Consider the following 17705-nt stretch of genomic DNA (forward strand, 5'->3'; position numbering starts at 1 on the left):
TCGTCATGCACCAGGTAGGGCGGTCAGGCGGCCAGAGCGCATTGCGGGCACAGTGGGTTGGGTGGGGTCGCTGATGTGTCGTGGCCGTCTTCGATGTCTTCGGGCTCCGTCTCCGTGAAAGCGTCGTCGATCGCCTTCCGGGTACGAGTCTCACTGGACGGCAGCAGGTGCGTGTACGTCCGCAGCGTGAAGCCCGGGTCCGAGTGCCCGAGGTACTCGGAGAGCGCCTTGATGCTCTCCCCCCCGTCCAGGAGCACGGAGGCGTACGCATGCCGGAGGGCGTGCATGCCATCTTCCGGGGCCGCCTGGAGGTAGCGCGCGCCGCGCTCGCGGGGTGGGATCACTCCGGCAGAAGCCAGGGCGCGCTTCCAGTCGCCCATGTTGAAGACGCTGCGGTTGTACGCCCCACTCTTCTTGTCGACGAAGAGGAGGCGGAAGGTCTTCGGCTCACCGTCCGGCTTGGCCCAGGGCAGGGTGACCTCGACCGGCGGGAACTCCTTCATGTGGGCCTTGACGGCGGCGGCAAGCTGGGCCGGTAGGGGCACTGACCGGATCTTGTTGCCCTTGGGGAGGGCGAAGACGGGCTTCGTGCCAACGAGCCGCACCTGGCGGTTGACGTGGATCCAGCCGCCCTTGAAGTCGATGTCCTCGACTGCGAAGCCGAACACCTCGCCCTGGCGCAGGCCGCAGCCGAAGGCGAGCTTGCCGCCGGCCTGGAAACGCTTCGGCAGCCCGTCGATGACGGCATGCACACGCTCCAGCGGCCAGGGGATGACTTTCTTCTTGATCGCGGTCGGCAGCTTGACCGACTTCGCCTTGCAGGGGTTCTTCGGCAGTAGCCCGTCCTCCACGGCCATGCCGAGGATGCTGGAGAGGATGTCGAAGATGCCCTCGATCGTCGATACCTCCAGTTCGGCGTCCTGGAGCGCGCGAATCCAACCCTGAATGATCGAGGGCTGGTTGAGGGACCGCAGCTCGCGTCGGCCGAGGTGCTCGACGATGTGGTTACGGACGGTCGCCTCGTAGCGGAGCGCGGTCGTCGGGCCGACGGAGTTCGCGTCGAGCCACTTCTGCGCGTAGGCGCCGAGCGTCTGCTTGGTCTCGGCCGGGACGACGTAGGAGCCGCGCCGGATCTCGACGTCGACCTCGGCGGCGCGGTTGTCCGCCTCGGCCTTCGTGTGGAAGTTCTCCTTGCGCTGATGGCCGTCCAAGTCGCGGTAACGGACCTGCCGGCGCTTGCCGATGCCGTGGTCGGTGGTGGGGACCATCCGCTTCGTACGGCTCTTGTGCTCGCCACACTCGTCCTCGGTGGGTTTGGGGTGGGACTTGCGCCAGCAGTCGTACACGTCAGCCAAGAAGGGCCTCCTGGGTGGGGGCAAGGGAGTGGGAGGCGGCGCGGGACGCGCAGGCGTGCGCCGGCCACGGGAGCAGCAGGGCTGCGGGAGGGGCGCCGAGCGCGGTGGCGAGGGCGACGAGGTCGTCTACGTCGCATCGGCGGCGGGCGCGTTCGGTGCGGCTGAGGGTGGTGTTGGCCATCGGGCGGCCCAGTGCGGTACAGCGGGCGGCGAGCTGGTGCTGGGTCAGGCCGCGCACGAGGCGTAGGCGCTCGATGGCGCGGGCGGTGTGGAGGCCGGCGGGGCCTATTTCGACAGGTCGGTTGGGCATGACAGATAGCTGTAACTTACAGCCGGCCGTTATGGCAAGAGTTAGTTCTTAAACTCTCCAAAAGTCACTCGGGGGCGAAGTGGTGTCCGTCTCGTCGAATTCCGGTACATCACGAGCCGTTTCAGCGGGGAGGTTGTGCTACTTTCCCTCCGCGTCGCAGGGGTGGGCGATTTGAGTATCTATCGGATGCGGTGTCCGGCGGGCTGGCCGCGCCACTCCCGACTGCTGGACACCACCTCCGAGCTGCCGAGGTACCGGATTCCGGCACCTCGTCCGGTTGCTTCGCCGCAGAAAATTCCGGCTTCCGCGGGAGCGATTTCGACAACCGGGGATCCGCCCTTACTGTTTTGGTCTTCCCCGGCGACGCCGAGGGAAGTAACCGGGAGTTTCAGAATTCACTCTGGACGCTTCCCAGGTGGTGTGGCTGTGTTGCCCACGCCTGCCATCCAAAACCCTGATTCCGGTATGGAGACCTCATTGCCGAACCACTCCCCGCGCCTTGCCGGCGCCAAGCGTGACCAGCTCGCCACTCCCGCCGACGTGGCTGCGTACCTCGGGGTACCAGTGAAGACCCTCTACCAGTGGAAGTACCGGGGCATCGGCCCCAGCGTCCACAAGGTCGGCCGTCACCTGCGCTACCGCTGGCGGGAGGTGGACGCGTGGCTGGATGCCCAGACGTCGTACGACCTCACGGCCTGACCCCGCGTCTGGCGCGGACAACGAAGCGGCCCCCGGCGCGCCAACGCCGAGGGCCGAAGACTTCCCAACAGATCGCCCATCCCTGAACGAATGAGCTGGTGAGGGGCGGGACCTTGCCCGTCCTGCCCCTCACCGGAGAGGAACGCCTATGGAGGACCCTACGTCCCCCAGCTCCACGAACACCTCCCCGACCGGCTGGCCCACTCCCGCCGTCCCCGGCGAGGGCGTCCCCTGGCGCCGCCAGGATCAGGCGGACACACGGTCCCCGGCGTCGGGGACCGTCGAGCACTCGGCGGATGTGGAAGCACACGGGGACCTTCCCCAGCCGTCTGCAGATGCTGCCGTTGGGGACCGTCCCCGCGACGTGCCCGCTGCTCGGTCCCCGCACGTCCCGGTCCCCGTATCGACATCCGACGCAAACCCGCAGGTCAGCGGCGTCAAAATGGGGACCGGCCCCCAAGAGGCTGCAGGTGCACCAGGGGACCGCAATGGGGACCGTGATCACGGTCCCCGCCAGTCGCTGGGGACTGACAACCCCGTAGCGGGAAGCGCCCAGCAGGAGGGGACCGGTCCCGTCGACGCACGGGGACCGGATCACGGGACCGGCTCCCGGCCTCCTCGGGGACCGGCAGATCCTGAGGAAAGGAGTTCCGGTGAGGGTGCGGAACTGCTGGATGAGTTGCGGGCGGCGATCGGCAAGTACGTCGTGCTGCCCAGTGACCAGGCGCTGACAGCGGTCACCCTGTGGGTGGCGGCCACGCACATCCAGACCGTTCTGCAGCACGCGCCGCGTCTGGCGGTCGTAGGCCCGACCAAGGGCTGCGGCAAGTCCCGGGTACTGGACGTGCTCCACGAGACCGTCCACCAGCCGATCATGACCGTGAACATGTCCACGGCGGTGCTCTTCCGCATCATCGGCAAGAACCCGCGCACGATCCTGGTGGACGAGGCCGACACCATCTTCAGCAAGGCCGGAGACAACGAGGAACTGCGCGGCCTGCTGAACGCCGGACACCAGCGAAACCGGCCCGCCTGGCGCATCTCCGGTCCGGAGCACAAGCCGACCCCGTATCCAACCTTCGCCATGGCCGCGCTGGCCTCGATCGGCGACCTGCCCGACACCATCACAGACCGGGCGGTCGTGCTCCGCATGCAAAAGCGCAAGCCGGGCGAGAAGGTGACCCCGTTCCGCTCGCGCTACGCCACACCGGAACTGAACGCACTGCGGGACAAGCTGGCCGCCTGGCTGGGACCGCTGCGCGGCACGGCCGGCCGCATGGCGCCGACCATGCCGGTGGAGGACCGGGCGGCAGACACCTGGGAACCGCTGGTCATCATCGCCGACCTGGCCGGCGGCCACTGGCCCGCCAGCGCCCGCGCCGCCTGTGGGGCGATGACCCGCTTCGAGGCCGTCCAGGACGAGCAGACCAACCTCAAGACGCGCCTGCTGCGCGACATCCACCGCGTCTTCGAGGCACACAGCAATCCCGAAGCCCTGTCCTCCCTGGATCTGGTCACCACCCTGCTCCAGGACCCCGACGCCCCCTGGGCGGAACACAGCACCAACGGGCTCAACGCCTACCACCTGGGCAGAATGCTCCGGGACTTCGACATCCGCCCGGCCAACTACCGGTTCGACAAGGGCAGGCAGGCCAAGGGGTACGCCCGTAACCGATTCCTCGACAGCTGGGCCCGCCACTGCCCCGACCTCACCGAGACGGCGCCCGCCCCCACGCACGACGCCACACCCGCGCACCAGGCTCAGGGCAAGCCGCCCGCCGCCCCGGCGAGCCAGCTGCCCATCGGCCCACCCGGCGGACCCGCCGGCCCCCAACGAGCCCGCTGACCCACCTCCCCCTGGGTCCGTATCACTGCGTCGCATCCGTCCCCGCGCAGGTCAGCGCGGGGACGGATGTCCTCAGCGGGACGGACTTCTCCGTACCTGCCCGAGTGTCCGTACCTGTGCTGACCAGGCATGGGACGGATGCGACGCACGTGACACATCTCCCGCCCCCTCGCCACCGGAGCACCCCGATGCACGAACAGCACCACGAACTCCCCACAGCTCAGCACCCGACGCCTACGACCTCAGCCCCAGACAGCGCAGCAAGTTGTCGGGGAAGGAGTCCTTACCCGGCCTCCGCCCCTGGGGTGGCGGAGGCACCCGGCGCCGAGGGGGCGCCGGGGTCGGTCGGCCCGGGGGTGCCGACCGAGACGGGAGCCACCAGACCTTCGCCGCACGCCGCGCAGACGCCGACGCCGCAGCGCCGCCTGCGTCAGCCGCGCCTGCGTGAGCGCCGCGTCCACCCCCGTTACAGCGACAGCGAGTTCACCGACCTCGCCCACGCCGCCGCGCTCACCCTATGCAGATCGGCGGCTACGTCGCAGAAGCGTCACTCGCCGCGGCCCGCGCCGAGGACCCCACCGCCGCGATCGCCGACTACCGCGCCATGGTCAAGGCACTGATGGCCACCAACCGGCAGCTCGCCTGGCTCGGCAACAACCTCAACCAGCTCACCTGGCACCTCAACAAGGACGGCGCCTGGCCCGAGCCGGACGTCGTCCACCGGCTCCTGGCCCGCATCGAAGCATCGATCGCCGACGTGGACACCGCCGTCGCCCAAGTCACCGAGGGAAGGCAGGACCGGTGATACCGAAGATCATCACAGGCAAGGGCAGCACCCGCCGCCTGATCGCCTACCTCTTCGGAAAGGGCGACGCCAACGAACACGTCGACCCCCACCTGGTCGCCTCCTGGAACGACTTCGCCCCCGACCCCGGCCGCAGCCCCCACCGCGACCCCAAGGAGGTGGAGAAGCAGCTCTACACCCAGCTCGACCAGCCGGTGGCCATGCTCGGCCGCCAGGCTCCCCAGACCACGGTCTGGCACTGCCCGGTCCGCGCCGCCCCCGAAGACCCCATCCTGTCCGACGCCCAGTGGGCGGAGATCGCCCGCCGGGTCGTGGCCGCCGCCGGCATCGCCCCCACCGGAGACACCGAAGCCTGCCGCTGGGCGGCCGTCCGACACGCCGACAACCACATCCACATCACCGCCACCCTCGTCCGCCAAGACGGCCACCGCCCCAAGCGCGACTACGACATCCGAGCCGTCCAGCGCGAAGCCCGCCAGATCGAAGTCGACTACGGACTCAGGCGGTTGAAGCCCGGCGACGGCACCGCCGCCAAACGCCCCACCAGCAAGGAACACTTCAAGGCCAAACGCCTGGGCCAAGACGCCACCGCGCGCGAGATCCTGCGCCGGCGCGTCCGCCGCGCCATGGCCGCCGCCTCCACCGAGACCGAGTTCTTCGTCCTGCTGGAAGCGTCCGGCGTGGTGGTGCGGCCGAAGACAGAGCCGTCCGGAGACGTGACCGGCTACAGCGTCAGCCTGCCCGGCGACGTCAACAAGCAGGGCAAACCCATCTGGTACGCCGGCTCCACTCTCTCCGGTGACCTCTCCCTGCCCCAGGTCCGCAAGCGCCTCGCCACGACCGCTCCTGAACCGGTCTCCGCCCGACCGGGCAACCCGTGGCACCAGAACTGCCGCCACCGAACGCATCCCCCACCACCTCACCCATAGCGACGACGGCATGGCCCAGGGACAACTTGCCGCGCTCGGCGGAGCACTCGACCTGCTCTCCCTCACTGCCCCGGCCGGAGCACAGGCCGAACTGGAACGAGCCGCCGTGACATTCGAGCGGGCCACTCGCTCCCGCATCGCCGCCGACCACGCCAGCGCCCGTGCGCTGCGCCGCAGCGTCCAGGCGATCTGGAGCGACCCCGTGCGCCACGGGGACGGCGCGGGACTGGCGATGCTGATCGACGCCGCACTCACCGCCGTCGCCTACGCCGTGCACTGGCACCGCACCCGCCAGCACGCCCAGCAGGAAGCGGCAGCAGAACAGGCCCTGGTCCATCTGCAAGCGGCGTACGCGCAGGTCGCGGAACCCGTCTTGGTGGGGCTGGCCCACCGCTCACCCGGTCTGCAGAGCAAGCGCCGCTACGCCCGCCACCTCCAGGAGGCGGTTCCCGAGCACGCCGAGCGCATCCTCAACGACCGTGCCTGGGATGCCCTGGCCACTGTGCTCGCTGAAGCGGAGGCGGCAGGCCACAATGCCTCCGCCCTCCTCGACCAGGCCGTCCGCCAACGCACGCTGGACGACGCCCGCAGCCCCGCCCGCGCCCTGACCTGGCGCATCCACCGCCTCGGCCAGCGCCACGCACCCGGCCCACAGGCCCAGGCCGCCAACGCCCGCCACACCGCGAAGCGCCCCACCACGCCCCCGCTCCTTCCGGAAGCCAAGGGACAACAGCGCTGATCACGTCGCCACGGACACCACAGGGCCAAGGAGGTCCAATGCCTCCTCCCACCGGTATCGGTCGGCTCCGCCGCCGGCCTTGGGTCGGTGGGGCTCGTACGAGCCGATCAGTACGTCCATCTCGCGTAGGTGCTCCAGGCTCCGGCGGTACGCAGGGTGGGCGGCCTGGGCCGAGTTCAGGTAGGGCAGGACAGCGGTCGGGATGCCCATGCCGTACGCCTCGCACAGGATGCCCAGGGCGAGCGTGTCGGAGATGCCGGCGGCCCACTTGTTGACCGTGTTAAAGGTGGCCGGCGCCACCGCGATCGCGTCCGCGGGCGGCAGAGGCCGGGCCTCACCGGGCGTGCGCCAGGCCGAGCGGATCGGATAGCCGGTCTGCGCTTCGATCGCTTCGATGTCGAGGAAGCCCAGCCCCTGCGGGGTGGCGGCGACCCCGACGTCCCAGTTCCGTTCCTGCGCGGCGGTGATCAGCTTGCCGACGTCACCGGCGATGCCGCACGCGCAGACGACGACGTACAGGAAGGGCTTCTTGTCGGGTTTGTTGGTGGTGAGCTCGGTCACGCGTGGGCTCCAGGATGGTGGGCTTCTCGTTGGGCGGTCAGCTGGTCGGCCAACGCATCGGGCCCGATCTTGCTCAGGGCCCACAGGCTGCTGCATCGACGGGCCCACCGCCAGAGCGGGTCATCCACAGGGGTGTGGAAGGGCAGCACAGGAATGCCGTGGGTGTCGAAGGGAGCGGCGTCGAGATAGCGCAGACCACCGGTGCCGCACAGATAGTGGGTGCTGCCGGTGGCCGCCGCGAGGTCGGCGAGGCGCTCGGAGCGGCCTTGCCGGGTCGGGATCGCAGTGCTGCCCTGCACCTTTCCCGACCAGCCGAGAGCGCTGAGCAGGGCGGTCGTCGACGTCCTCGCCAAGTCGGCCACACGGTCCGAGTCGTCGAGCGCGTCCAGTACCTCGGCCACAGCACCCCAGTAGCGGCTGCGGCCGTAATACTGGCGCACGAGAAGCTGGATCGTCCGGCGCGAGCGACGCGGATCAACGAGCCGCGCCTGGCTGATCAGCGTCGGGCGCCCGTGGGGAAGGTGCGTCGGGAGCGTGAGCCACTGCTGTCGGGATGAATCGTCCAGGGCGGCGAGACGGGCGCGGTGCTGGTAGTCGCGCCGGGCGAACTGCACGTCGTCCAGAACGATCCAGTAGTCGGCGGAGAACAGCTTCGCCAGCGTGGACAGCCTGGGAAACAGGTTCGGTTGGTGGATCGCGCACAGCCCGCCCGACGCATCGGCGGGCGGATCAGGTACTGATGAGGCGGCTGTCGAAGCCGGCGCCCAGGAGGCGCTCGTAAGCGTCATACACATCCCCCGGTACATCCTGCTCGACGGCGAAGCCGAGCTTCGGGTACTCGATCACCCGTTGCAGGTCCCCGACGAGCATGTCGACGACGAGCTTCTCGTCGCCGATGGACTTGATGTAGTCGTCCAACTCCAGTGGCTCGGAGGCGCATACGACCTCGGCCTCGGGCCACAGCTTGCGGCAGGTCGCGTACGAGCGGCGCTCCATGTACGGCTTGGAGATCAGCAGCAACGACTGCACCTCCACCCCGGCCTGGGTCAGCAGCTCGCGGGAGAAGGTGATGTTCTGGCCGGTGTTGGCGGCCTTCGGCTCGACCAGGATCGCTTCGTCCGGCACGCCCAGGCTCAGGGCGTGCTCGCGGTAGTGGACGGCTTCGCCGCGCGGGAAGCGGGCCCGGGTGGTGGGGCTGTTGCCGCCGCTGAAGACCACGACCGGGAAGAGCCCGGCGCGGTAGAGGTCGGCGGCCGCGGTGGCCACGCCCAGGTCGTGGCTGCCCAGGCCGATCGCCGCCGAGCAGGGCCGCTGCTCGTGGCCCATCTGGTGGTAGTTCCAGATCAGCGTCGCGTCGTGGAACTGCTTGTCGGCGATCTGGCGCTGCTGGTGCTCCGGCACTGGCACTCCCTGGCTCTTCCTTGCTGGCCCTTTCGGATGCCCTCAATACTGCGCAGCTGGTGGCTCAGCCCGTACTGGCGGGCCACCTGTGCCACCTGATCGAGGACGGACAGCCCATCATTCCGGGTCGCCGCATCCGACAGAAGGATGTGCCCGTACGCGGTGTCCAGCCTCACTCGCTGCATCGGGGAGTCGACCGTGCCGGTGGTGCGCGCGATGTCGATGTAGTGCAGTGCCTGCTTCAGGTCGCCGGCACCACGATGGGCCAGGGCCAGCTTCTGGTGGGCGACCGACCAGTCCTCCGGCTCGCCTAGATCCTCGAAGGCACGAGTGGCGGCCGTCATCGCGTTGGTGGCGTATTCGTTGTTGCCTTCCTTGCTCAGGGCCGTTCCTACCCAGAGTCGAGCCCTGGCGCGGTCGCGAGGGCTCAAGCGCTCGTCTGCGGCGAGGAGTTCGTACTGGTGGGCCGAGACCTCCAGCTGGCCGGACATCTCTTGGACCACGGCGAGTGAGAGCTCGATCTGGGCCACGCGGCGCGGGATGTCGAGTTCGGAGAACATGCCGTGGGCGGTCAGGTACGAGTGCCGGGCGGAGAGCGGGCCGAGGATCGCGCCCTGGTCACGCTGGAGGTCGCCGAGAAGGACGAGGGAACGGCCGTAGAGGTAGAGGCCCTTGTCGTCCAGGCGATGTGGGTCGTGGCGTCCCAGCCAGCGGTTCAATAGGGTGGCGGCGAAGGGGAAGTTCTGGCGGCTGACGCAGACGACAGCGCGCTCGATGTCCTCGGTCCAGGTCTCGTAGTCCGCCGGCCGCGCGTTCCTCCGCTCGGGGAACAACAGTGCCTCGAACCTGGAATGGCCGGCAGAGTCCGCACGGGCGAGGGCGGTGTCGAGGATGGCCTGCGTGTCCGGCCGGGGCTGGGTTTCGGCCCCGAGGCTCTCCCACTTGGCCACCGTGCGCAGCGCGACACCGAGGTGCTCGGCGAAAGCGCGCGTGCTCATGCGCAGCGCGGCGCGTAAGGCGCTCGCCTCTCGACCCGTCCATTGCTGCACGCTGACCACGGATGGCCTCCCTCCGTCACGTATGGAAGCACTCTCGGTGACGACATGGGGCGGGAAGTGCAACGGAAGTACAACAGCAGGTCATTTCAAGGCCGTTCGCAGCGATCGAAGCTGTGGGCATGGACGACGAACTCATCACCGAACGCCGCTCCGTAGCCTTCCCCCAGGTCTTCGGCTACCTGCGCCACGTGACCGGCGGCCTGGCCCGCCACGCGGCGCTTGTCGGCTGCCTCACCGAGTACTGCCGACAGCATGAGCTGACCCTGTGCGGCGTATTCACCGACCGCGACACGGCGGTGCCCGTCCGTTCCCCCGCCTTCGTCGGCCTCCTCGACGCGCTCGAACTACCCGAGACCTATGGCGCCGTGGTTCCCGCCCTCAGCCACCTCGGCCCGAAGCGCGTTGCCGGCGAACGGAAGCGGCAGATAACGGTGTCGAGCGCCCGTCTGATCGTGGTCCGCTCCACCACCAGACCAACGACGGCTTCCGTGCCCTCTCTCGGTGCGAGTGCCGACCTCCAGCGCCTGGGAGACACCTGATGTCCGTTCGCGACGCGCTGCGCAGCGCCCCCATGGTCAACGACGTGCCCACGCTGCGCCTGCTCCGCGTCGGCGACGGCTGGGACCTCGTACGAACCCCCGCAGAGATGGGCTTCCTGGCCCTGGCACACCTGCGGGCCATTGGAGCGGCAATCGGCCCGGTGCTGTACGACGGGCCCAACGCACGCCTCTACTACGCCATCCAGACCGGCACCTCCGGCAACTGGAGCGACCTGCCGGTACGGCACCTCTCCACCAACTCATGGCTCGTCGCACCCAACCTGGAGTTGATCGACGACTGGTTCGGCGGCTGGTGCGAACTCCCCGACGACGACACCCTCACCGACGCAAACACCCTCCACGCCGCCCTCCAGCACCCGTATATCGGCGCCTCTCTGGAAGGGGCGAGCCGGTGAACACCCGCGCACTCGTGTCGGAGGTCATCACCAGTCCGCGGCCGGCGTGGTGGAAGCCGTGATGGGCCGCGCAGTGAACCGGCTGGCCCGCTACACGGGCCCGCTGCTGATCGTGTTGATCTCTGCCTCATGTGGGTTCGTGATCGGCGTCGCGGTCTCCACCGCACAGGCCGGCCCCTGAGTCCCCGTCCCTGCCGGACGTAGCTGATCGGAAGGCTCCCCACCCCCGAGAAGCCCCGGCAGGGGCGGGCCGCAAACCCCCGCCCCGGGCTGATCAACCGCCCGCGCCCTTGGACAGGTCGAGCGCCGTCCGGGGCGGGCCCACAAGGCCACTTCATCCCAACCACAGGAGGAGCAATGCAGAACAACACCGCCACCGCCCCGACGACCGGGCCGACCCAGGCCGGACTGGTCAAGGCACGCCGCCGGATCCAGGCCGCCCGCGAACGCGGCGTCACTCCGTCCGACGGCGGCAGCACCGGCCGCACCGACGGCAACGACTGATCCGGGAGGAAACACGTTGTCGCCGCTGAATCTGGCGGCTCACCTGGGCCAGGACGAGTTCCTGGCCCAGGTGCTCCACCGCCGCTACCGCCACGTCCCCGCAGCCATCCAGGACCCGGACAAGCTGATCACCTGGGACGACGTCAACACCATCCTGGCCACCCACCGCTTGGAGCCACCTCGTTTCCGCCTGTCCGCAGACGGCGAGATGCTGCCGGCCTACCGCTACACCGCCCCGGTCACCACCCGCCGACACACCGTCTGGCAGCGCCTGCACCCCGCGGAGCTGCACGCCCGGCTCGCTGAGGGCGCCTCCCTGGTCATCGATGCCGTCGACGAAGTGCACCCTCCCGTCGCCCGCGCAGCCATGGAGCTGGAACGGTGGCTGCGCACCGGGGTGCAGGCCAACCTGTACGCCTCGTGGACCGCACGCGAGGGCTTCGGCGTCCACTGGGACGACCACGACGTCGTCGTCACCCAGATCGACGGCGCCAAGCGCTGGAAGCTGTACGGCCCCACGCGCACCGCCCCCATGTACAAAGACACCGACGAGCCCGAACCTCCGCCGGAGAAGCCGATCGCGGAAGTCGTGCTTCAACCTGGGGACATGCTGTATCTACCGCGCGGCTGGTGGCACTCGGTGGCAGCCTCCGAGGGCGAACACTCGCTCCATCTCACCTTCGGCGTCCAGACCACCACCGGCGCCCAGCTCCTGTCCTGGCTCGCCGACGACCTGCGCCGACACGACGTCCTGCGCGAAGACCTGCCCGTACACGCGACCGCCGCCGCGCAAGCGATCTATCTGGAGCGGCTGCACAAAGTCGTCACCGTCGCCCTGGAAGACCCAGAGCTCATCGGCCGGTATACGGCAATGCGCGACGGAACGGATCTTACCCGCCTGCGGCCGAGCCTCCCCCACCTCACCAGCGTCCCCGCAGTCCCGAACGTCCACGTCAGGCTCACGACGGCCCGGGCGCTCTTGGAGTCCAACGGGGACGGGGTGGTCTTCCGGGCCTGCGACAACGAGTGGGAGATGGCAACGGAGGCCATGCCACTGCTCGAACGATTGATGTCGGCCGCGCCTGCCGCCGTCTCTCTCGGCGAGCTGGCCGAGACAGCCGGAATCTCCGTCGCGAATGCGGCGTCCGTTGTCTCCGAACTCATGGTCGGCCAAGCGATCACGGTGGAGAGGAGGAACGGCCGATGACGAAGGCAGCCCTGGGCCTGGGCACCTACCGCATTCGGCCCTCCGCGCTGAACGACGCCGTGGCCCGCGCAGCCACGGATCCAGCGACAGCGTGGATCGACACCGCGCCCAACTACCTCAACGGGCAGGCCCAGTCGCTACTGGCGCCGACCCTCGCTCGGCACCCGATCCCGGTGTCCACGAAGATCGGATTCCTCACCACACAGACGGCTGGGGACGCCGTTGACGATGGAGCCATCGCGGCCGGTGACGCGGAGCGCGGGCATTGTCTGAGCCTCCCGTACGTCCACTGGCAGTGCTCCCGCAACCGAACCGAACTCGGCCGCGACCGCCTCGACCTCGTCTTCGCACACAACCCCGAACGCACCGACGGCGACCCGCACGATGCCCTGCGCCACGCCTTCACCGCCCTCGAAGCAGAAGCGGAAGCCGGCGCCCTGACCGCATACGGCGTCGCCACCTGGGGCGGCTTCGACACCGGTGCTCTGAGCGTCCCCGCGCTCCACCAGCTGGCCACCGAGGCGGCCGGCACCGAGCAACACCACCTGCGAGCCGTCCAACTCCCCGTATCCCTCGTCACCGCCACCGCCTTCGCCCAAGCCCTGGACGGCGAAGGCCCCATCGCTCAGGCCACCGAACACGGGTGGCAGGTGTACGCCTCGGCGCCCCTATTCGGCGGCGAACTACCAGCCCTGGCCACGCGCGAACTCACCGCCCTGCTGAGCCCCGAACTCACTACCGCCCAGGCATGCCTCCTCGCGGCAGCCTCCTGCCCCGGGGTGACACGAATTCTGGTCTCCGCCTCCACCCCGGCACACTGGGCCGCGGCGCAAGAAGCCCTGCGGACACCTGCCATCCCGGCTGCCACGCTGCGAAAGGTGCTGAATGTACTCGCCCCCGACTGACCCCGCGGACCAGCAGCGCATGCGCCGGGCCTTCGCTCAGTCAGCGGAGACGCTGGGCGCCACAGTCACGGGCGCCGAAGTCTGGGGCTGGCACGGCCGAACCCTCAGCGCCCGCGCCCAAGACCCGGACCAGAGAGCCTGCTGGCTCCGGCTGCTCTCGGCCCCGGAAGAAAAGGCCGCGGGCAAGATCTGGGAGGGCAACCGCGAGGCCGCCGCGCTCTTCGACGGGCGCATCCGCAAACCACTGCTGTACGGCACCACGCAGTCGAGCAGCGACGGCTATGCGTACCGGGCTGAACTGCACCAGTACATCGCCGAGCCCGTCCTCTCGGCCAGCCCGGTCCTGCGCACGGGCCCGCAGCCTTCGGCCGGTTGGTGGGAGTCGCTACGTACAGACCTGGAGTACGTCAGCGGCACCCCCACCGACCGTGTGGCCGTACGGCAGGAGTGGGTAGATCGCGCTGTCCCGCGCTTCCTCCAGATACCCGACCCTCAGATCACGTACTGGACGACGGCCCACGGCGACCTGCACACCGCCAATCTCACGAGCACCACCCCCTATCTGCTCGACTGGGAGGGTTTCGGCCTGGCACCAGCCGGCTACGACGCCGCCATGCTGCTGGCGTACTCCCTGCTCGTCCCCGAATTCGCCCACGACATCCACGACACCTTCTCCGTGCTCAAGACGGAGCCCGGACGCGTCGCACAGATCATCGTCATCACCGAGCTACTGCAGTCGGCTTCGCGTGGGGACCATCCCGAACTCGTCCCAGCGCTCTGTGCCCTCGCAGCAGAGCTTGCTTGAACGGGCCGCTGCGCGGCGACCGCCCGGGATTGGCATCGGCCACGCCTTCAGAGTAGCCAAGACCCGCGCCAAGGAGCTGTCCACCCACCTCGCAGCACTGCGAGGTGGGTTCGGCGTATCCCCGCATCCCCGCTCCCAAATACGCCCAGGTGTTTGCCAGTTGCAGGCTTATGGGCAGTGTGTATGGGTGCGATCACCGTGCGTGCGCACCGCCATGGGGGTGGACGTTGCTACGAAGGGACACCGGAGCAGGAAATAGAGCCACAAGGTCGGTCGCTGACCTCGTCGCCCGCTTCGGGCAGGAGGTCAGAGCCAAGCTTCAGGGCCCTGCGGGCGCTAACAGCGGGAAGGAGGAGAGCCTCACCGCACCGGCCGAGCAGCTGCTGCGAGGCATGGCCGGGCGACAGCACATGAAGCTGATCGCTCACGGCCAGAACAGCATCAAGAGACTTGGCGTGCGGCCCGACTTCGCCATCAGCGCCGGCGGAAGGACCATCGGACACGTCGAGCTGAAGCGTCCAGGCAAAGGGGTCGACCCACAGAGTTGGCCCGCGAAGAGCCATGACCGGGAACAGTGGGAGAAGCTCAAGGCCCTCCCTAATGTCCTGTATTCTGATGGTTACGACTGGGCTGTGTACCGATTCGGCGTGCAAATTGGCCCGATCGGACACCTGGAGGGAGACCTACTCAGCGGCAGTCGACAACTCACCCCGGCAGACCACGGATTCGAGCGGGCCATCGCCCTCTTCCTCTCTCCAGCGCCCTTGGCCGTCGGCAGCATCGGTGAACTGGTCAAGCGCATCGCCAGAATCTGTGCGCTCCTACGGGACGAGGTCACTGAACGTCTCACACGTGAGGAACGCGGAGAGGCCGACGCTGCGTTCTCCATTCTCGCGGGCAACTGGAAAGATCTCCTCTTTCCCGACGCACTGCCGGCCGAGTTCGCCGACCACTACAGCCAGACGCTCACCTTCGCAATCTTGCTGGCCCGCCTCGAGGGCATCGACATGGAGAAGCTCTCCTTACCCGACGTCGCAGGCAAGTTGGGAAAACGTCATTCCCTGATGGGCAAAGCCCTCTCGGTGCTGACCGACGAAGCTCTCGACGATCTCCGCGGAGTCATTGACACGCTGATCGACGTCATATCCGCGGTCGATCCGGAAATGTTCAAGGACGACAGTGGGGACGCCTACCTCCATTTCTACGAGGGGTTTCTGAGCACCTACGATCCGGAACTGCGACGACGCACAGGTACGTACTACACGCCCAGCGAGGCTGTCCGTTTCATGGTCCGGTTCACCGACGAGGTGCTGCGTGACCGACTCGGTCAGGAGGACGGGTTCGGCAGTGAGGACGTCACTGTGGTCGATCCCGCTATGGGCACCGGAACCTTTCTCATCAACATCGTCGACCACGTCGCCAAGGATCTGGCGCTGAAGCACCGTGCCGCGCTCAAAAGCGGACTCCTCCGCGAACTCGCGGGGCGTCTCGTCGGTTTGGAGAAGCAGACTGGCCCCTATGCGGTGGCCGAACTTCGCGTGCACCACGCCTTCAAGGCCCATCAGACCGACATCACCGGTTACGCGCCAAGGCTCCTGGTGGCCGACACGTTGGACGATCCGGCTGTCGAGCACCACCTGGGGCTGATGTACGAGGCAATCGCCCGACACCGCCGACTGGCCAACAAGGTCAAGGCGGAGGAAAAAGTCATGGTGGTCATCGGCAACCCACCGTACCTGCGTGGTGCCAAACAGTCTGGGGTCGGGCGCTGGGTCACCGAGGGGAATCCGAACGACCGAGGGGCAATCCTGGCGCGCTTCCATCCCGAGGACAACGGGCGTATCGGATACGCCCTGGACAATCTCTACGTGTACTTCTGGGCATGGTCGACCTGGAAAGTCTTCGACCAGGTGACGGCCTTGGGCGCACCGGAAGCACCGAGCGGGATCGTCGCCCTCATCACAAACTCCGGATTCCTGGACAGTGCAGGCGCCGCCGGCATGCGGCGCTACCTGCGCGAGGCGGCCGACGAAGGCTGGATCATCGGGCTCTCTCCCGAAGGCTCCTACTCCGATCCCCGCACACGTGTCTTCCAGGACGTGAAGCGCGAGGTCTGCATCGCAGTCTTCGTCCGCCGAGGATCCCCGGACCCGGATCATCCTGCGCGTGTGTGGCGACTCGACGTGCCAGCCGGAACCCGAGAAGCAAAGTTCGACTGGCTCGACGGACTCAGCATTGACGGGCACCAGGCCGAGGACGGAACACCATGGCAGCTCTGTTCCTCAGGGTGGACCACCCCCTTTCAGGCCGTAGCCGCCTCTGAGTGGACAGCGATGCCCACCGTGGATGCCTTGTTGCCCTGGACAAGTTCCGGCAACAAGAACAATCGCAGTTGGCCGGTTTCGCCGAGCAAGACCGTCCTGCAAGAACGCTGGCGGACACTCGTCCAGGCTCCGAAATCAGCCAAAGGGACGTTACTGAAGAGCACTCGAGACCGCCGCCCGGACAAGCCCGAGCAGCCGCTTCCGGGACACGAATGGCGGGGCACTCTCGCCGACGAGACAGAACGGGTACCGGTCCTCACCGAGTACGGCAGGATGACATTCGACCGCCAGTGGATCATCGCGGACCGGCGCGTGATCGACTTTCCGCGACCCGCCTTGTGGTTCGCCCACAGCGACCGCCAGATCTATCTGTCCGAACTGCACTCGGAGTCGGGGCGGGCAGGGCCGGCTGTGGGATTCACGGCTCTCATCCCCGACATGCATCACTTCAAAGGCACAGAAGGCGGCCGAGTTGCGCCGCTCTATCGTCACGCGAAACTGGCAGAGGCGAACGTGACGCCCGGGCTACTGAAGGCGCTGTCGCAAATCCAGGGTGCAACGGTTACAGCAGAGGATCTCTTCGCATACATCGCGGGAATAGCCAGCCACAGCGGCTACACCCGCCATTTCGCGGACCACCTGACGACCCGTGGCTCACACATCCCTCTGACCCGGGACCCCGACCTGTGGGCACAGGTGGCTGAGGCAGGCCGACGCACGATATGGATACACACGTACGGCCAGCGTTTCGCGTCGACACAGCACGGCCGCCCATCCGGGCAGACCCCGAGACTTCCCGAAGCGGAACAACCCATCTGCATCATCCCTATTGGTGAGGACGGCAACGGGATGCCCGACAGTATCTCCTACGACGCGAAGAGCCGCATCCTCACGGTCGGAGCTGGCTCCATCGGACCTGTAGCGGCTGAGGTCTGGGACTACCGAATCGGCGGTGTACAGGTAATCCGCAAGTGGTTCGGCTTCCGCAAGCGCAAACCCGATGTCGAGTGGCAGAGCCCATTGAACGATATCCTGCCCCCAACGTGGCCTGTGCGATGGACCATTGATCTGCTGGATCTCATCAACGCACTCGCCCTTCTCATAGCGCTCGAACCTGAACAGGCCAGGCTCCTGCAGGCCGTGACCTCGGGCCCGCTCATCACCACTCATGACCTCCGGGAGCGGGGCGTACTACCGGTCCCGCCCTACGCGGCCAAGGAACCGAAGGCGCCGCGAGCGTCTCGGCGCGCCCCGGGAACCGGCCAGGGGACCTTCGATTTCACGAGCTGAGCCGGTTTCAAC

At 68.0% G+C, this 17705-nt stretch carries 16 protein-coding genes and 1 pseudogene; 11 read left to right on the plus strand and 6 right to left on the minus strand.

Features of this window, described 5'->3' with window-relative positions:
* Nucleotides 1-23: 23 nt before the first annotated feature.
* Together ABD374_RS17655 and ABD374_RS17660 are read right to left on the minus strand one after the other, a co-directional pair.
* Nucleotides 24-1346, minus strand: a complete 1323-nt coding sequence (locus ABD374_RS17655; protein WP_344496330.1) for a tyrosine-type recombinase/integrase — start codon at nt 1344-1346, stop codon at nt 24-26.
* A gap of 1 nt (nt 1347) precedes the next feature.
* On the minus strand, nt 1348-1665 hold the full coding sequence (locus tag ABD374_RS17660; protein WP_344496268.1) for a helix-turn-helix domain-containing protein: 318 nt from the start codon (nt 1663-1665) through the stop codon (nt 1348-1350).
* A gap of 465 nt (nt 1666-2130) precedes the next feature.
* On the opposite strand from ABD374_RS17660, the gene ABD374_RS17665 reads away from it, so the two are divergent.
* The 4 genes and pseudogenes from ABD374_RS17665 to ABD374_RS17680 all read left to right on the plus strand — a co-directional run bounded on the left by ABD374_RS17665 (nt 2131) and on the right by ABD374_RS17680 (nt 6683).
* Nucleotides 2131-2364: a helix-turn-helix transcriptional regulator gene (locus ABD374_RS17665; RefSeq protein ID WP_344496270.1), complete on the plus strand. Its 234-nt coding sequence runs from the start codon at nt 2131-2133 to the stop codon at nt 2362-2364.
* A 679-nt stretch (nt 2365-3043) separates the two neighbouring features.
* The gene (locus ABD374_RS17670) at nt 3044-4210 is read left to right on the plus strand and encodes a DUF3631 domain-containing protein (protein WP_344496272.1); all 1167 of its coding nucleotides are present in this window, start codon (nt 3044-3046) and stop codon (nt 4208-4210) included.
* A 517-nt stretch (nt 4211-4727) separates the two neighbouring features.
* Nucleotides 4728-5015: a plasmid mobilization relaxosome protein MobC gene (locus ABD374_RS17675; RefSeq protein ID WP_344496274.1), complete on the plus strand. Its 288-nt coding sequence runs from the start codon at nt 4728-4730 to the stop codon at nt 5013-5015.
* Nucleotides 5012-6683 (plus strand): annotated as a pseudogene (locus tag ABD374_RS17680) (relaxase/mobilization nuclease domain-containing protein). The gene ABD374_RS17675 and the pseudogene ABD374_RS17680 overlap by 4 nt, the downstream one beginning before the upstream one ends.
* On the opposite strand, the gene ABD374_RS17685 reads toward ABD374_RS17680, so the two are convergent.
* The 4 genes from ABD374_RS17685 to ABD374_RS17700 are packed head-to-tail and all read right to left on the minus strand — an operon-like array spanning nt 6684 to nt 9703.
* Complete coding sequence (locus tag ABD374_RS17685) at nt 6684-7244, minus strand: flavoprotein (protein WP_344496276.1); 561 nt, start codon at nt 7242-7244, stop codon at nt 6684-6686. It lies immediately after the preceding pseudogene.
* Nucleotides 7241-8032 (minus strand): WbqC family protein, encoded by a 792-nt coding sequence (locus ABD374_RS17690; RefSeq protein ID WP_344496278.1) that lies wholly within the window; start codon nt 8030-8032, stop codon nt 7241-7243. Before ABD374_RS17690 ends, ABD374_RS17685 begins: the two co-directional genes overlap by 4 nt.
* A complete protein-coding gene (locus tag ABD374_RS17695; protein WP_344496280.1) occupies nt 7974-8645 on the minus strand; it encodes a YdcF family protein in 672 nt (223 codons plus the stop codon). Before ABD374_RS17695 ends, ABD374_RS17690 begins: the two co-directional genes overlap by 59 nt.
* Nucleotides 8588-9703 (minus strand): helix-turn-helix domain-containing protein, encoded by a 1116-nt coding sequence (locus ABD374_RS17700; RefSeq protein ID WP_344496282.1) that lies wholly within the window; start codon nt 9701-9703, stop codon nt 8588-8590. Before ABD374_RS17700 ends, ABD374_RS17695 begins: the two co-directional genes overlap by 58 nt.
* Nucleotides 9704-9822: 119 nt before the next feature.
* On the opposite strand from ABD374_RS17700, the gene ABD374_RS17705 reads away from it, so the two are divergent.
* The 7 genes from ABD374_RS17705 (at nt 9823) to ABD374_RS17735 (ending at nt 17693) form a co-directional block, all read left to right on the plus strand.
* Entirely contained in the window at nt 9823-10242 is a 420-nt protein-coding gene (locus tag ABD374_RS17705; RefSeq protein ID WP_344496284.1) for a hypothetical protein, read from the plus strand.
* Nucleotides 10242-10658, plus strand: coding sequence for a hypothetical protein (locus tag ABD374_RS17710; protein ID WP_344496286.1), 417 nt, complete (start codon nt 10242-10244; stop codon nt 10656-10658). Before ABD374_RS17705 ends, ABD374_RS17710 begins: the two co-directional genes overlap by 1 nt.
* A 357-nt stretch (nt 10659-11015) precedes the next feature.
* Nucleotides 11016-11162, plus strand: coding sequence for a hypothetical protein (locus tag ABD374_RS17715; RefSeq protein WP_344496288.1), 147 nt, complete (start codon nt 11016-11018; stop codon nt 11160-11162).
* A 16-nt stretch (nt 11163-11178) separates the two neighbouring features.
* On the plus strand, nt 11179-12369 hold the full coding sequence (locus tag ABD374_RS17720) for a cupin domain-containing protein (RefSeq protein WP_344496290.1): 1191 nt from the start codon (nt 11179-11181) through the stop codon (nt 12367-12369).
* Nucleotides 12366-13274 carry an aldo/keto reductase gene (locus ABD374_RS17725; protein WP_344496292.1) on the plus strand — a complete coding sequence of 303 codons (909 nt, stop codon included), beginning with the start codon at nt 12366-12368 and terminating at the stop codon, nt 13272-13274. The genes ABD374_RS17720 and ABD374_RS17725 overlap by 4 nt, the downstream gene beginning before the upstream one ends.
* On the plus strand, nt 13255-14079 hold the full coding sequence (locus ABD374_RS17730) for a phosphotransferase (protein ID WP_344496294.1): 825 nt from the start codon (nt 13255-13257) through the stop codon (nt 14077-14079). Before ABD374_RS17725 ends, ABD374_RS17730 begins: the two co-directional genes overlap by 20 nt.
* A gap of 410 nt (nt 14080-14489) precedes the next feature.
* Nucleotides 14490-17693, plus strand: a complete 3204-nt coding sequence (locus ABD374_RS17735; RefSeq protein ID WP_344496296.1) for a type ISP restriction/modification enzyme — start codon at nt 14490-14492, stop codon at nt 17691-17693.
* Nucleotides 17694-17705: the final 12 nt, after the last annotated feature.

The sequence above is a fragment of the Streptomyces enissocaesilis genome, from assembly GCF_039533765.1.
Lineage (GTDB): Bacteria > Actinomycetota > Actinomycetes > Streptomycetales > Streptomycetaceae > Streptomyces > Streptomyces enissocaesilis.

Coding starts and splice junctions, on each gene's coding strand:
- ABD374_RS17665 (WP_344496270.1), top strand. CDS start 2,131: ATGGAGACCTCATTGCCGAACCACTCCCCGCGCCTTGCCGGCGCCAAG.
- ABD374_RS17735 (WP_344496296.1), top strand. CDS start 14,490: ATGAAGCTGATCGCTCACGGCCAGAACAGCATCAAGAGACTTGGCGTG.
- ABD374_RS17660 (WP_344496268.1), bottom strand. CDS start 1,665: ATGCCCAACCGACCTGTCGAAATAGGCCCCGCCGGCCTCCACACCGCC.
- ABD374_RS17715 (WP_344496288.1), top strand. CDS start 11,016: ATGCAGAACAACACCGCCACCGCCCCGACGACCGGGCCGACCCAGGCC.
- ABD374_RS17725 (WP_344496292.1), top strand. CDS start 12,366: ATGACGAAGGCAGCCCTGGGCCTGGGCACCTACCGCATTCGGCCCTCC.
- ABD374_RS17675 (WP_344496274.1), top strand. CDS start 4,728: ATGCAGATCGGCGGCTACGTCGCAGAAGCGTCACTCGCCGCGGCCCGC.
- ABD374_RS17705 (WP_344496284.1), top strand. CDS start 9,823: ATGGACGACGAACTCATCACCGAACGCCGCTCCGTAGCCTTCCCCCAG.
- ABD374_RS17730 (WP_344496294.1), top strand. CDS start 13,255: ATGTACTCGCCCCCGACTGACCCCGCGGACCAGCAGCGCATGCGCCGG.
- ABD374_RS17690 (WP_344496278.1), bottom strand. CDS start 8,032: ATGACGCTTACGAGCGCCTCCTGGGCGCCGGCTTCGACAGCCGCCTCA.
- ABD374_RS17710 (WP_344496286.1), top strand. CDS start 10,242: ATGTCCGTTCGCGACGCGCTGCGCAGCGCCCCCATGGTCAACGACGTG.